This is a genomic window from Brevundimonas vesicularis, assembly GCF_044807075.1.
Lineage (GTDB): Bacteria > Pseudomonadota > Alphaproteobacteria > Caulobacterales > Caulobacteraceae > Brevundimonas > Brevundimonas vesicularis_G.
On record NZ_CP085234.1, the window covers coordinates 62,390 to 76,003 of the forward strand.

At 67.7% G+C, this 13,614-nt stretch carries 16 protein-coding genes; 6 read left to right on the forward strand and 10 right to left on the reverse strand.

The window, feature by feature from the left end:
• Positions 1-47 precede the first annotated feature (47 nt).
• The 3 genes from LG306_RS00295 to LG306_RS00305 are packed head-to-tail and all read left to right on the forward strand — an operon-like array spanning position 48 to position 2,464.
• Complete coding sequence (locus LG306_RS00295) at positions 48-1,328, forward strand: polyhydroxyalkanoate depolymerase (protein WP_404419593.1); 1,281 nt, start codon at positions 48-50, stop codon at positions 1,326-1,328.
• Positions 1,294-2,028, forward strand: a complete 735-nt coding sequence (locus tag LG306_RS00300) for a M48 family metallopeptidase (protein ID WP_404416942.1) — start codon at positions 1,294-1,296, stop codon at positions 2,026-2,028. The genes LG306_RS00295 and LG306_RS00300 overlap by 35 nt, the downstream gene beginning before the upstream one ends.
• A 58-nt stretch (positions 2,029-2,086) precedes the next feature.
• Positions 2,087-2,464 carry a lysozyme inhibitor LprI family protein gene (locus LG306_RS00305; protein WP_404416945.1) on the forward strand — a complete coding sequence of 126 codons (378 nt, stop codon included), beginning with the start codon at positions 2,087-2,089 and terminating at the stop codon, positions 2,462-2,464.
• A gap of 72 nt (positions 2,465-2,536) precedes the next feature.
• On the opposite strand, the gene LG306_RS00310 is transcribed toward LG306_RS00305, so the two are convergent.
• From LG306_RS00310 to LG306_RS00320, 3 genes are all read right to left on the reverse strand, one after another.
• Positions 2,537-4,630, reverse strand: coding sequence for a transglycosylase domain-containing protein (locus LG306_RS00310; protein ID WP_404416948.1), 2,094 nt, complete (start codon positions 4,628-4,630; stop codon positions 2,537-2,539).
• Between the two features lie 106 nt (positions 4,631-4,736).
• Positions 4,737-5,360, reverse strand: a complete 624-nt coding sequence (locus LG306_RS00315) for a class I SAM-dependent methyltransferase (RefSeq protein WP_404416950.1) — start codon at positions 5,358-5,360, stop codon at positions 4,737-4,739.
• A 5-nt stretch (positions 5,361-5,365) separates the two neighbouring features.
• On the reverse strand, positions 5,366-6,337 hold the full coding sequence (locus LG306_RS00320; protein WP_404416952.1) for an alpha/beta fold hydrolase: 972 nt from the start codon (positions 6,335-6,337) through the stop codon (positions 5,366-5,368).
• 108 nt (positions 6,338-6,445) lie between these two features.
• Here LG306_RS00320 and LG306_RS00325 point away from each other — a divergent pair, with 108 nt between their 5' ends.
• Positions 6,446-7,576: a Rieske 2Fe-2S domain-containing protein gene (locus tag LG306_RS00325; protein ID WP_404416955.1), complete on the forward strand. Its 1,131-nt coding sequence runs from the start codon at positions 6,446-6,448 to the stop codon at positions 7,574-7,576.
• Positions 7,577-7,588: 12 nt separating this feature from the next.
• Here the strand turns inward: LG306_RS00325 and LG306_RS00330 are convergent, their stop codons facing one another.
• Complete coding sequence (locus tag LG306_RS00330) at positions 7,589-8,104, reverse strand: FKBP-type peptidyl-prolyl cis-trans isomerase (RefSeq protein ID WP_404416957.1); 516 nt, start codon at positions 8,102-8,104, stop codon at positions 7,589-7,591.
• The gene (locus LG306_RS00335) at positions 8,085-9,287 is read right to left on the reverse strand and encodes a threonine ammonia-lyase (RefSeq protein WP_404416960.1); all 1,203 of its coding nucleotides are present in this window, start codon (positions 9,285-9,287) and stop codon (positions 8,085-8,087) included. The genes LG306_RS00330 and LG306_RS00335 overlap by 20 nt, the downstream gene beginning before the upstream one ends.
• 176 nt (positions 9,288-9,463) lie before the next feature.
• On the opposite strand from LG306_RS00335, the gene LG306_RS00340 reads away from it, so the two are divergent.
• The gene (locus tag LG306_RS00340) at positions 9,464-9,979 is read left to right on the forward strand and encodes a hypothetical protein (protein WP_404416963.1); all 516 of its coding nucleotides are present in this window, start codon (positions 9,464-9,466) and stop codon (positions 9,977-9,979) included.
• A 115-nt stretch (positions 9,980-10,094) separates the two neighbouring features.
• Positions 10,095-10,292, forward strand: coding sequence for a hypothetical protein (locus LG306_RS00345; protein ID WP_404416965.1), 198 nt, complete (start codon positions 10,095-10,097; stop codon positions 10,290-10,292).
• A gap of 16 nt (positions 10,293-10,308) precedes the next feature.
• Here the strand turns inward: LG306_RS00345 and LG306_RS00350 are convergent, their stop codons facing one another.
• From LG306_RS00350 to LG306_RS00370, 5 genes are all read right to left on the reverse strand, one after another.
• A complete protein-coding gene (locus LG306_RS00350) occupies positions 10,309-10,842 on the reverse strand; it encodes a GNAT family N-acetyltransferase (RefSeq protein ID WP_404416968.1) in 534 nt (177 codons plus the stop codon).
• A 167-nt stretch (positions 10,843-11,009) separates the two neighbouring features.
• On the reverse strand, positions 11,010-11,297 hold the full coding sequence (rpmA, locus tag LG306_RS00355) for a 50S ribosomal protein L27 (protein WP_039244031.1): 288 nt from the start codon (positions 11,295-11,297) through the stop codon (positions 11,010-11,012).
• A gap of 96 nt (positions 11,298-11,393) precedes the next feature.
• Positions 11,394-11,948, reverse strand: coding sequence for a 50S ribosomal protein L21 (rplU, locus tag LG306_RS00360; protein ID WP_017506418.1), 555 nt, complete (start codon positions 11,946-11,948; stop codon positions 11,394-11,396).
• Positions 11,949-12,106: 158 nt separating this feature from the next.
• Positions 12,107-12,640 (reverse strand): phosphoribosyltransferase, encoded by a 534-nt coding sequence (locus LG306_RS00365; protein WP_404416972.1) that lies wholly within the window; start codon positions 12,638-12,640, stop codon positions 12,107-12,109.
• A complete protein-coding gene (locus LG306_RS00370; protein ID WP_404416975.1) occupies positions 12,633-13,568 on the reverse strand; it encodes an MJ0042-type zinc finger domain-containing protein in 936 nt (311 codons plus the stop codon). Before LG306_RS00370 ends, LG306_RS00365 begins: the two co-directional genes overlap by 8 nt.
• Between the last annotated feature and the right edge of the window lie 46 nt (positions 13,569-13,614).

The following is a 13,614-nucleotide window of genomic DNA, read 5'->3' on the forward strand; positions in this document are numbered from 1 at the left end:
ATTATATGTTGCCCTGCACAAACGGCGCTCGGCCGTACCGGATCGTCATGCTCTACGCCTTTCATGAACTCGCCTACCAGTCGGCCCTGCCGTTCCGGGTCGGCGCGCAACTGGCCCGCAGCTTCTGGACCTCGCCGTTCAACCCGGCGGCCGACACCGCCATCGGCCGCACGGCCTACGCCTCGGCCGAACTGTTCGAGAGCGTGACGCGGCGCTACGGCAAGCCGGCCTGGAAGCTGGAAACCATCGACATCGGCGGCAAGCCGGTGCGCACCACCGAACAGGTGATCTGGCAGAGCCCGTGGTGCCGCCTGATACGCTTCGCCCGCAACATCGGTGACCTGAAGCGCGCCAAGAAGCCCGCCTCCGGCCCGGCCGTCCTGATCGTGGCCCCGCTGTCGGGCCACTACGCCACCCTGCTGCGCGGTACGGTCGAAGCCTTCCTTCAGGACCACGACGTCTATGTCACCGACTGGGTCAACGCCCGCCAGGTGCCGATGCTGGAAGGGCGGTTCGATTTCTTCGACTACATCGACCACGTTCGCCTGATGCTGGCCGAGATCGGCGGCCGCGCCCACGTCGTCGGCGTGTGCCAGCCCGGCCCGCCCGTTCTGGCCGCCGGCGCGGTGATGGCCGAGGACGAGGACGAAAACCGTCCCCTGTCGATGACCTTCATGGGGTCGCCCATCGACGCGCGCCTGTCGCCGACCGTCACCAACCAGTTGGCCGAGGAAAAGCCCTTCACCTGGTTCAAGTCGAACATGATCCACACCGTGCCCCTGCCCTATGCGGGCTTCGGGCGGCGCGTTTATCCGGGCTTTGTCCAGCTTTACAGCTTTATGTCGATGAACGAGGATCGCCACCGCGACGCTCATTGGAACTATTTCACCAGCCTGATCGCCGGGGACGGCGATGGGGTGGAGAAGCACGAGGAATTCTACGACGAATATCTGTCGGTGCTGGACCTGACCGAAGAGTTCTATCTCCAGACCATCGACATCGTCTTCCAGCAGCACCTGCTGGCGCGCGGCCTGTTGGAACATCGCGGGCGCAAGGTCGATCTGTCCAGGATCACCGACATCGGCCTGATGACCGTCGAGGGCGAGAAGGACGACATCTCCGGCGTCGGCCAGACCCAGGCCGCGCACGGCCTGTGTCCCAATATCCCTGAAGATCGCCGCGTCCTCTACGTCCAGCCGGGCGTGGGCCATTACGGCGTGTTCAACGGCCGGCGATTCCGTGACGAGATCTATCCCCGCGTGCGCGATTTCATCGCCCAGAACGAGGCCGCCGGTGGCGTATCGCAACGGTCAGCGGCTGCCGCTTGACGAAAGCGGGGCCGGCGGGAGCGAAGGTTCTGGCCCGACCCTGAGACTGTCGGTCAATCCGCGCGCGCGACGCCTGTCGGTACGGATCGACGCGCGCGCCGGCGAGGCCGTGGTCATCGCCCCGACCGAGCGCGGCCTGAGCCAGGCCGTCGCCTTCGCCCGATCCAAGGCCGTCTGGATCAGCGAACGCCTGGCCGTCCGTCCCAAGAGCCGCCCGCTGGAACCGGGCCAGGTCATCTCGCTGCGCGGCAGGCCTGTGCGGCTTGAGGCCGTGCCCGGCGCGGGCGCCGCGCGCCTGGTCGAGGACGGGACCATCATCCGCTCAGGCGGCGAAGGCGAGGCCTATGCCCGCCGGGTCGAAAACCTGTTGAAGCGTGAGGCGCGCGATACGCTGCTGGAACGCACCGACCACCATCTGCGCGCGCTGGGTCAGGGCCCGGTCAAGATGGGCATCGCCGACACCCGGTCGCGCTGGGGCTCGTGCAGCCCGCACAACCGCACCATCCGCTACTCCTGGCGCGTCATCATGGCCCCGCCCCCGGTCATCGACTACCTCGCCGCCCACGAGGTCGCCCATCTGGTCCATGCCGACCACAGCCCGGCCTATTGGTCCGTGGTCGAACGGCTGGTCGGGGATCACAAGCCCTGGCGGAAATGGCTGAAAGACTACGGCGGCGCGCTTCACGCCGTGGGGCGCTAGGCGGAAACCCCGGCGGCCGGGCGCGTTTCAACATGGCCCGTCCACTCAGGAACGCCCCATGAAAACGATGCTCACCCTATCGATCGCGCTCGGCCTCGCCGCTGCCGCCGTCTCGTCCGCCAGCGCCCAGTCGCAGGCCACGATGAACGCCAACGCCGCACAGGAACTGCAGCGCGCCGATCGGGCGCTGAATAGCCAGTACACGACGACGATGGGACGGCTATCGCCCGCAAGCCGCACCCTGCTGCGCACCGCCCAACGCACCTGGATCAGCTTCCGCGATCAGCAATGCCGGTTCGAGGCGTCCGGCGTTCAGGGCGGCTCCGCCTATCCGATGGTGCATTCGACGTGCCTGGCGCGTCTGACGACGGAGCGGACACGACAGTTGCGGACCCTCAGCCAATGTCAGGAAGGCGACCTGTCCTGTCCCCGCTGACCCAGGCCTGAAATGCAAAGGGAGGCGACCGCCGGGTCGCCTCCCTTTTTTTACGCGCCGTAGGCGTCGTGATTAAAAGAACAGGGCATCGCCCTTTCGCTCCGGCGCCGGGCGGCCCTCGGGCTGCTGCGGGTTCGGCGCATCGCGATAGCCGCCCTTGGGCGACGCCGGACTGGACGGCTGCGGCGACGACTGCTGCATCGGCGCCTGGTCGTCCGGGACATAGGGCTCGCCCGCCAGGGGATCGACGGGTTCGATGGGCAGGCCGTTCTGATCCAGACCGCTCATCAGATCGCCGACCGGATCGGGCGCGACCCAGCCTTCGGGCATGGGCGGACCGTTGGGAATGGCGGGCGCGTCCAGGCGCGGCAAGGCCGCCTCCATGAAGCCCTTCCAGATGGCGGCGGGCGACGAGCCGCCGGTCACGCCGCGCATGGCGGTGTTGTCGTCCTTGCCCACCCAGACGGCGGTGACGAAGCCGCCGGTATAGCCGACGAACCAGGCGTCCTTGTAATCCGAGGTCGTGCCGGTCTTGCCCGCCAGGTCGCGGCCCGAGATCGCCGCCGACCGGCCCGAGCCGCTGGTCACCACGCCGCGCAGCATCTGGTTCATGTAGTACAGCGACGGATTGTTGATCGCCTGCCCGCTCTGGCCCGACTGGCGCTGATAGATGACGCGGCCCTGGGGCGTGCGGATGCGGCTGATGCCATAGGCGTCGACGCGGCGGCCGCCATTGGCGAAGGCGTCATAGGCGGTGGCCATCTCGATCGGCGAGACCTCGACCGCGCCCAGCGCCATCGCCGGCTCCAGACCGATGCGGCTTTCGATGCCCAGACGCCGCGCGGCGCGGGCCACGCTGTCGCGCCCGACCTGATCGGCGACATAGGCGGCCACCGTATTGGTCGACTGGGCCACGGCCTGGGCCAGGGTCATGTTACCGCTGAAGGTTCCGGAATAGTTGCGGGGCGACCAGTTGCCGATGGTGATCGGCTGATCGACCACCGGGGTCTGGGGCGTATAGCCGGCCTCGACCGCCGCCAGATAGACGAAGGGTTTGAAGGCCGAACCCGCCTGGCGCTTGGCGTCGACGGCGCGGTTGAACTGGCTGTCGGCATAGGAGGAGCCGCCGATCATCGCCCGCACCCGGCCGTCGCCATCCAGCGCGACCAGGGCCGCCTGCTGCACGCCCTTGCCGGCGTCACGATCCAGGATGCGGCGCACCGACCGCTCGGCCGCCGTCTGCAGCGTCAGGTCCAGCGTGGTCTCGACCACCATGTCCTCGGTCGGTTCGCCGACCAGGCTGCGGATCGACTTGTCCAGCCAGTCGATGAAATACTGGGCGTGCTGGGTCGCGAGCGTCCGCGAGACGATCACCGGCTGGGTCACGGCCTGTTCGCGCTGGGCGGCGGTGATGACGCCGGCCTCTTCCATCTCGTTCAGCACGACGGTGGCGCGGGCGGCCGCGCGCTCGCTCTCGGACACCGGCGAATAGCGCGAGGGGGCCTTCAACAAACCGGCCAGCAGCGCGGCCTCGCCGACCGTCAGATTCTTGGCCGACTTGTCGAAATAGCGCTGCGACGCCGCCTCGATCCCATAGGCCCCGGCGCCGAAATAGACGCGGTTCAGATACAGGGCCAGGATCTCCTTCTTGGAGAATTTCATCTCCAGCCAGACCGCCAGCATCAGCTCCTGCACCTTGCGGCGGAGGTTCTGGTCGGGCGTCAGGAACAGGTTCTTGGCCAGCTGTTGCGTCAGGGTCGAGCCGCCCTGCACCACCCGACCGGCGCGGACGTTGGTCGCCATCGCCCGCATCATGCCGATGGGGTCAAACCCGGGGTGGTGATAGAAGCGCCGGTCCTCGATCGCGATGAAGGCGGCCGGCACATAGTCCGGCAAGGCGTCCAGATCGGCGGGCGGCGCCATCTGGGTGCCTCGCGTCGCGATCAGCGCCCCATTGCGATCCAGATAGGTGATCGAGGGCTGGCGATCGACCTGGTACAGGCTGGAGGTGTCCGGCAGGCCGCGCGCGAAGACGGCGAAGAAGACGACCAGGAAGATCAGCCCCCAGACTGCCAGCACCGCGCTCCAATAGAACAACCGTCCCAAGGCCGACCGGCGGGGCTTGCCCTGCGCCTGTGGTCCGCCCGCATTCACCGGTCCCGCCATGTCCGTCCTTCAGATGCCGCGCTGGGCGAGTTCTCGTTCATCGGCTGTGTATCGCGTATGAACGCCCGCCGAAACGGTCCCGCCGACTTCACGGGATCGTGAGCAGCTATTTCGCCGAAAGAAAGGCGCGCCGGGCCAGCCACACGCCGCTTTCCGCCCCGTCGTATTCTACGCGCAATCCGGCGTCGGCCAGCAGGGCGCGATAGGCCTCTGGATCAAGACTGGCGTGATAGAGCGGCTCTCCCCGCCAGTCGCCGACGGTCTCGCCGTACGCCTGGCCCGAGGTGAACATCAGCCGCCCGCTCTCGGCGACGCACGGGGCCAGCTTCGGTAGCACCTTTTTCTGATCGTCGGGGCTGAGATGAAACAGGCTGTGCCAGGCCAGAACGCCGTCGAACGGACCAAGCGGCAGGGACTGACGCATATCTCCAACCGACCAGACCCCCGCCGGCAGCGTCGCCTGCGCATGGGCGATCAGGCCCGGCGACGCATCCATGCCAGTCACCTGATGTCCCCGCTCCAGCAGGGCGGCCCCGATGGGCCAGCCCGAGCCGCAGCCAACATCCAGGATTTTCGCCGCTGCGGGCAGGCCGGCGACGAACCGGTCCAGCCAGACCGCTTCGTCCACCTCGCCGTCGCCGGAATACAGGGTCTCACCGCGATCGCGGACCCAGTCGTCGGCCTTTTCCTGATAAAGGCCGACGATCCGTTTCGCGGACGGGTGGGTCACGGCGCCTATTTCGCCAGGAAGGCGTCCAGGTCGGCGTAGAAGGCCTGGGGCTGGTCGAACATGATGAAGTGGGCGCTGTCGTCGATCCGCTTCAACTGGGCGTCCTTCAGATTGGCGAAGGACATCCGATAGATGCTGTCGGTGATCTGGGGCGTCATGCGCGGATCGTTGAACTTGACGTAAAGCACCTCGGTCGGGGCGGTGATCCTGGACAGTTCGGGACGCAGATCCGTCGTGATCAGCTCGCGGAAGGCGGCGGCCGAGACCTTCTGGTCGCTTTCGCGCATGTCTTCCAGCGCCTCGGCGCGGCGGCTTTCGGTGTTGATCATGCCGTTGATGCTGGTGGTGGCCTGGGCGACATAGGCCTCGCGCGGGCTGTTGGCCTGGGCGGCCCAGATCTGGTCCGCGACCGGCGTCACGCTTTCTGCCGAGGCGCCCGGCGCGGCGAACATCGCGCCCATGAAAGGCACCATGTCCACGACCATCAGCTTGCCGACCGCATCGGGATGGCGCGCGGCCAGCATCATGCCGATGGTCCCGCCCATCGAATGGCCGACGACGACCGGCTTGGTCAGCCCCTTTTCACGGATATAGCGGGCGATCTCTTCGGCGACCGGCGCGGCGACCGGCGACGGGGTCGCGCCCTGCGCATTGCCCTCGGCCGGCGCGCCGGCGAAGCCCTGGACGTGGATGCGATGTACGCGCCAGCCGGCGCCCAGATGATCCACCGTCCCTTGCCAGACCTCCGGCGACGAGCTGAGTCCGGGGATCAGGATGATGTCACGCCCGCCGGCGTCGCCGTCGACGCGGACGTGGATGCGGTCGGACTGAAAGTCGGCGTGCTGGTGGCCATGAGCGTGACCCGTGTCGGCATGGGCGCCGTGCCCGTCCTGCGCCAGGGCGGCCGGTGCGACACACAGCAGGGCGGCTGCCGCTGCGGCGCCGACGGTGCGGTTCAGAATGGATGCGATGGTCATGATCAAACTCCCCTTTGACGCCCGCTTATGCCGCATCAACTTTGATATGTAAAGTTCTCTGTCAGGTGACATGAGACAGGCGCCGCGCGGCTCTGATAGACAGTCGGCATGAAGCCCGCCGACGCCGCTCCCGTCCAGTCCCCCCAGGTCGAACCCGCCCCTTCAAAAGCCGGCGCGCAGCCGTTCGGCAAGGGGTTCGTCACCGACGCCTGGTATTTCGTGGCCCTGGGCCGCGACGTCGCTCCGGCCAGTCTGAAACGCTACGAGATCATGGGCGAGCCGGTGTTGATCGGCCGCACCCGCGCGGGCCAGGTCTATGCGATGCGCGACATCTGTCCTCACCGCGCGGCGCCCCTGTCGGCCGGCAAGCTGGTCGAAAAGCCTGGCGAGGGCGAAACGGTCGAATGCCCCTATCACGGCTGGCGCTTCCGTCCCGACGGCGTCTGCGCCGCCATTCCTTCGCTGGTCGAGGATCAGGCGTTCGAGGCAAACCGCATCCGCGTGCGGTCCTATCCGGTGCGTGAAAGTCAGGGCATCGTCTTCGTCTGGATGGCGTCGGACGCCCGCAATCCGATGGAGCCGGACCATGAGCCGCCGCTCTTCCCCGGCGTGGTCGGCGGCGAGGCCAAGCTGGTCGAGGCGATGGATTTCGACAGCCACATCGACCACGCCGTCGTCGGCCTGATGGACCCCGCCCACGGCCCCTACGTCCACCAGCAATGGTGGTGGCGGTCCGAGCATTCGATGCACGAAAAGGCCAAGGCCTTCGCCCCGACCGCGTTCGGCTGGGCCATGGTGCGCCACGCGCCTTCGTCGAACAGCCGCCTTTACAAGATCCTGGGCGGCGCGCCCGCGACGGAGATCACCTTCCGCCTGCCGGGCTTCCGCTGGGAGCATATCCAAGTGGGCGAAAAACAGGTTCTGGCCCTGACCTGCCTGACGCCGATCACTGACACGAAGACGCGCATCACCCAGATCTTCTGGTCCGACCATTGGGTGTTCGGCCTGGCCAAACCCTTCTTGCGGATGGGGGTGGTCGCCTTCCTGAAACAGGATGGCGGCATGGTGAACCTCCAGAACGAGGGCCTGCGCTACGATCCCGCCCTGATCTGGATCGACGACGCCGACAAACAGGCCAAGTGGTATCAGCAGCTGAAGCGCGAATGGGCCAGAAGCCGCGCCGAGGCACGCCCCTTCGTCAATCCGATCCAGCCAACGACGCTGAGATGGAAGAGCTGAGGCCGGCGCCTCTTACCCCATCGCCGTGCCGACGCCCGATCCACCGCCGGGCACCTTGGCCACGTCGAGCAGCTTCAGGCGGAAGATCAGCACCGAGTTGGCGGGGATCTTGGGATTGCCCTGCTCGCCATAGCCCAACTCGGGCGGGACATAGAGCAGCCATTCGTCGCCGACGCGCATCTTCTGCAGCGCCTCGGTCCAGCCCTTGACGACCTCCTCGGGGGTGAACACCGCCGGCGCGCCGCGCGCGAAGGAGCTGTCGAACACGCTGTTGTCGACCAGCTTGCCCTCGTAATCGACCTTGACCAGGTCGTTGCGGTCGGGGCTGACACCGCTGGCCGGTCCCGTCTGCACCACCTTGTATTGCAGGCCGCTGGGCAGCGTCTGAACGCCCTCTTCCTTGGCGTTCTTGGCCATGAAGGCGGCCGCCTCGGCCTTGCCCGCGCTCGGATCGACCGGCGCGGCCTGGCCGCAGCCCGCCAGCAAGAAGGCCGCGACGATCGCCGCCTTACCCCATCCGAAGTTCATAGCCGCGTTCCTTCAAGGCCTCGCCGATCTCGTCGGCGTGGGCGCTATCGCGCGTTTCGACCATGATGTCGAACTCGGCGCCCTTGGCCGGCACGTCCAGCGCCAGACGGTTGTGGACCACGTCGATGATGTTGCCGCCCAGGCCGCCGATCACCGCCGCCATGGCCGACAACATGCCCGGCCGGTCGTCGCCCAGGATGCGATAGACGATCAATCTCCGTTCACGGACCATCTCGCGGTTCAACACGACCGCCAGCATCCGTGCATCGATGTTTCCGCCGCACAGCTCCAGCCCGACCTTCATCCCCTTGAACCGCTCGGGATAGGCCAGAAGCGCCGCCAGACCGCCGGCGCCCGCGCCTTCGGACACCGTCTTCTCATAGGTGACATAGGTGGCGACGGCCCGTTCGAAGTCGGCTTCCTGGCAGACGAAGACCTCATCCACCAGCGGGTCGGCCAGGGCGAAGGGGATGTCGCCGACGGCCTTGATGGCGATGCCCTCGGCGATGGTCTGGCCGGTGCAGACCGGCGGCTGGCCCGCCCGTTTGGCGGTGAAGGAGGGATAGCGCGCGGCCTCGACGCCGAAGACCTTGATGTCCGGCTTCATCGCCTTGGCCGCAATGGCGCAGCCCGCGATCAGCCCGCCGCCGCCGATGGGGATGATCAGGGCCTCGACCTCGGGCGCATCCTCCAGAAGCTCGATGGCGCAAACGCCCTGGCCCGCCACGATGCCTTCGTCGTCGAAGGCCGAGACGAAGACATAACCCTTTTCGGCCTCCAGCCGCTTGGCCGCCTCGGTCGAGCCGGTGAAGTCCAGCCCCTCGATCACCACGGTCGCCCCGTGCGAGCGGGTGCCGTTGATCTTGGCGAAGGGCGTGCCCTCCGGCATCACGATGGTCACCGGCACGCCCAGCCGTCCGCCGTGATAGGCCAGGGCCTGGGCGTGGTTGCCGGCGCTGGCGGCCACCACGCCGCGCTTCATCTCCTCGGGGCTCAGCATCAGCAGCCGGTTCAGCGCGCCGCGCTCCTTGAAGCTGCCGGTGAATTGCAGATTGTCGAACTTGACCCAGACCTCGGCCCCGGTCAGCTGCGACAGCTTTCTGGAATAGCGGGTCGGGGTGCGGTCGACCGCGCCGGCGATCCGGGTGCGCGCGGCTTGGATATCGGCGAAGGTGACGGTCATGCGGAGCGTTTCCGAGCTGTCGCGCCTCGACGACTGGGCGCGTTGTCGGGCCTGTTTCGCGCGTTGTCGGGTCCGGGTCCAGAGGGGGAATCTTGAGCGTGGAAGTCGCCTGGCCTGTCGTGCGATAGTGGGCCTCGGTCGTCCGCGCGACCGCAACGAACACCGGAGGAAGCCCTATGTCGAACCGTCCCCTCGCCGCGACCGGCCTCGCCTTGGCGCTCGGCGCCGCCGCCCTTTCGGCCTGTGCGCCCACGATCGGCGGTGGTCTGCCCTACGCCGCCCCGGCCGCCTTCAACGAGCGCGACTTCGGCTGGTCCCAGATGCCCGGCCGCAACAGCATTCAAGGCCAGATCGCCTTCGCCCGCGACGGCAAGGCCTTCGATTGCGTCGGCAATGTCGGCCTGACGCCGGACACCCCCTACACCCGCGCGCGCTTTCGCACCCTGTACGGCTCGACCCAGCGCGCGGCCGTGCCTGCCGCTGTCGTCCGCGCCCGCACCGTCGCCGACGCCAACGCCGACTATCGCACCTTTGTCCGCGACACGCGCTGCGAGAACAGCCGCTTCCGCTTCGACGGCCTGCCCGACGGCGGCTGGTTCCTGATCGTGCCGGTCACCTCGGGCGATGCGCCCCTGGTGCTGATGCAGTCGGTGCAGACGCGCGGCGGCCGGGTCGTCTCCGTCACCCTGTGACCCGCAGACCCGTTCTCACGAAGATGCGACCCCGGTAACGCGGATCGCCATCTTCTGACCACGAGCGCCCCGGACTGATCGCTGCTTCTGTGCGAGAGTTCGGGGAGCTTTTTTCTTGTCCCAACACAATATCATAGGATCCGAGGCCTTTACGCGAGGGCCGTCGGTCATCATCCGCCAATACAAGGCGGGCGGCATGCGGCGTCGCCGGTCCAAGACCATCGCCACCTTCATCGCCGGCGCGGGCGCCATGCTGGTGGTGGGCGCCGTCGCCGTCGCGGCCGTCTATGGTCCCGCCCTGGCGGGCGGCTGACATTGCGGGCTGGCCGTCAGGCCAGCCACACCATCATGCGCGTATCGGCCTCGGCCCGACGCGCCCGGCTCCACGCCCGGCGCGTCTCGCCGGTGTAGAGAAAGCCCGCCTTTTCCAGCACGCGGCCAGAGGCCGGATTGTCGGCGAAATGGCCGGCGACCAGCGCCCGGCGCTTCCACTTGCGGCTGGCCCAGACCAAGGCGGCGTCCAGCGCCTCGGTGGCGAAGCCCCGACCCCAGTAATCCCGCCCAATCCAGTAGCCGACTTCCGGCGCCCGGTCCTCGCCCTCGAACAGGCCGATGACGCCGATGGGCCCCACGTCCTCATGGTCGATGACGAAGGTGTTGGCTCGTCTTGGGTCCTGCGAGGCGACCTGCAGCACGAAGTCGTCGGCGTCGCGCATCTGAAACGGATGCGGCATCCGCTTGGTCATGCGCGCGATGTCCAGATCATTGGCCAGGGCGGCGATGCGCGGCGCATCCTGGGGCGCGGGCGCGCGCAGGATCAGGCGCCGGGTCTCGACGACGGGAGAGGTTTCGATGACGCACATGGGCGTTGCCTCGGATTGTCGACCATCTCCTTGAAGGGCTCGGACGGTCTTCGAGGCGGGGAAACGCAAACGGGGAGCCTGGTGATCCAGACTCCCCGCGGATTATCATCCCTGGTCCGGATCGGCTGCTGGCAGGAGCAACGCGATCCGGGAAGGTCCAGACTGCGTTACTCGGCGGCCATCGCCTGGGCGGCGTCGTCATTGGCCGCGAGGATCGACACGTAACAACGGCCACCACGTTTGGTGGTGAATTTCACAGCGCCGTTCGTCAGGGCGAACAGGGTGTGGTCGCGGCCCATGCCCATATTCTCACCGGCGTGGAAGGTGGTGCCGCGTTGGCGCACGATGATGTTGCCGGCCAGCACGCGCTCGCCGCCATACTTCTTCACGCCAAGGCGCTTCGACTCGGAGTCGCGACCGTTACGCGACGAACCACCGGATTTCTTGTGAGCCATCTTGCCGCTCCGTACTTTCTTGGTGCGCTACCGGCCTTCAGGCCTACTTGAGCGCGTCCGTAACTTAGGTCTGGCGCCGAGGCGCCGGTGAATGTCTTAGGCTTCGTCGCCGGCGGCTTCAGCCTTGGGCGCAGCCTTCTTCTTGGCCGGGGCCTTCTTGGCGGGAGCCGAGCTCTCGACCACGACGCCCTTGACCTCGGCGCCGTCCACGTCGGTCACGACCGTCTCGGTCGAACCCAGCGAGGAGGTGGCGTCACGGGCGGCCAGGTTGCGAGCGCGCAGGTTGATCTCGGCCTTGGTGGTCAGATCGACCTTGCCGTCCCACTTGGCGGTCTCGCCGGCGCCTTCGATGCCAGTGATGCGCAGGACCGATTCCATCTGGCGATGGCCGTTCGTGCGGCGATAGCCCTGGCGACGGGTCTTCTTGAAGATCTTGATCTTCTCACCCTTGCGGGTCTCGACCAGGGTCGCGCCGACGAAGGCGCCGTCGATCAGGGGGGCGCCCAGGGTCACGCCCTTGTCGCCGCCCAGCATCAGGACGCTGTCGAACTTCAGCTCAGCGCCGGCGTCGCCGTCGAGCTTTTCGACGACGATGGTGTCGCCCGGTTGGACCCGGTACTGCTTGCCGCCGGTCTTGATCACCGCGTACATGTTGAAGCCTCAGCGCAAACGCAAAAAAAGATACGCCCCCGGAGAGGGCCCCGGCGGCGAAGAGCGGCGACATATACGGAAGGGAGTCGGAGAGTCAACGCCGAACCGGGCGGAAATTCAGCCCCGGACGGATTATCCCCGCTGTCGCGAACCCGATGTCAGTCCAACGCGCAGATGTCGGGCAAGCCCCGCAGACCGCCCGCATTGTCGAGGCCATAGCCGACCAGGAAGCGGTTCGGCGCCTCCCAGCCGACGAAGTCCGGTTCGGGCGCGCGGGGCTTGGGCCACGGCTTTCTGGCGAAGACGCAGGTCAACACTTCGGACGCGCCTGCGTCCCTGGCGATGCGCACGGCTTCCGCCAGAGACAGGCCGGTGTCGAAGACGTCGTCTAGGATCAGGACCTTTCGTCCGGCGATCGGGCGCTGGAACGGCGCATAGACGTCGATCTTGCCGCGGCTGGTCTTGTCGTCGCCGTACGAAGCCAGCCACAGGGCGTCGAAACGGACGTTGCGGCCGACGCGCGAAAGGGCGCGAGTGAGATCGGCGGCGAACCACAGGCCGCCGGTCAGCAGCACGGCGGCGACCGTATCGTCGTCGACGACGGGCGCGATGCGCTGGGCCAGGTCGGCGACGATGCGCGCCACCTCGGCCTCGGACAGAAGAACGGTCGGCGTCGGGGAAGGATCAGCCATGATGCGAGGCCGATACCGCCTCACCATGCCCCTTGTCCACAGCGCCTACGGGTCGCGCGTCGATCGGCGCGGCCGTGTTCGGCGCCTCGGCGCCCGGCGCCGTCGCCGAGCGCAGTCCCTTGGCGGTCTCGCTCGCCGGCTCTGCTTCGTGAGCGGGCGCGGCCTTGGCATCATGTCCGCCGTGTTCAGCGATAGGCTTGGCGGTCTCAGGGCTGGCCGGCGCGAAGTCGACGCCGATCCCCGCCCCATGGCCACCGGGATCGGGGATCAGGGCGGCGAAGCCCTGGACCTTGCCCGGCAGGACCGGCGCCGCGTCGATCTTTACGATCTTGAACCCGACCTCGGCGCCGGCGGCGTCCAGCAGGGCCACGCGAATCGGCGGCGAGACGATCTCGACGTCGCGCACATTACGGATGGCGCCGGACACCACGACCATGCCGGGATGGTTCGGCGCAGCCTTGGCCGTCAGCGCCTCGAAGTCCAGCCCGACCGGATTGACCGGCGCGCCGAAGAATTTGTAGGCCGAAGCGGCTCGGGGGAAGGCCTGGACGATCTCGACCCGGAACAGGAAGGCCGAAACGATCAGGCCGATGAAGACGCTGGCCAGACTCGCCCAGATCACCCCCTGGGTGGCGGCACGGCGCAGCTTCTTCTGGCGATCGGCGCGGGCGCGGAAGGCGCGAGGCAGTTCCGGCGCCGGCGTTTCGGCCAGGCTGGCTGCGGTCGGCGCGGGGTCGGGTTCGGGCGAGGTTGCAGGCGTGGCGGCGGCGACCGTCGGCTCGGGCGTCAGGGTCAGTTCCAGCGGCTCGTCGGGCGTCGCGCGCCAGACTTCGCCGCACGATTGGCAGCGCACTTTTCGGCCTTCAGGGCCTATGGCTTCGTCACGTATGAAATAGCTGGTGGCGCAGGCGGGGCAGGTCAGTATCATGTGGCTGACTGCGAGGCTGTCGCCCCCTCCCGTAAGGCGCGACGCC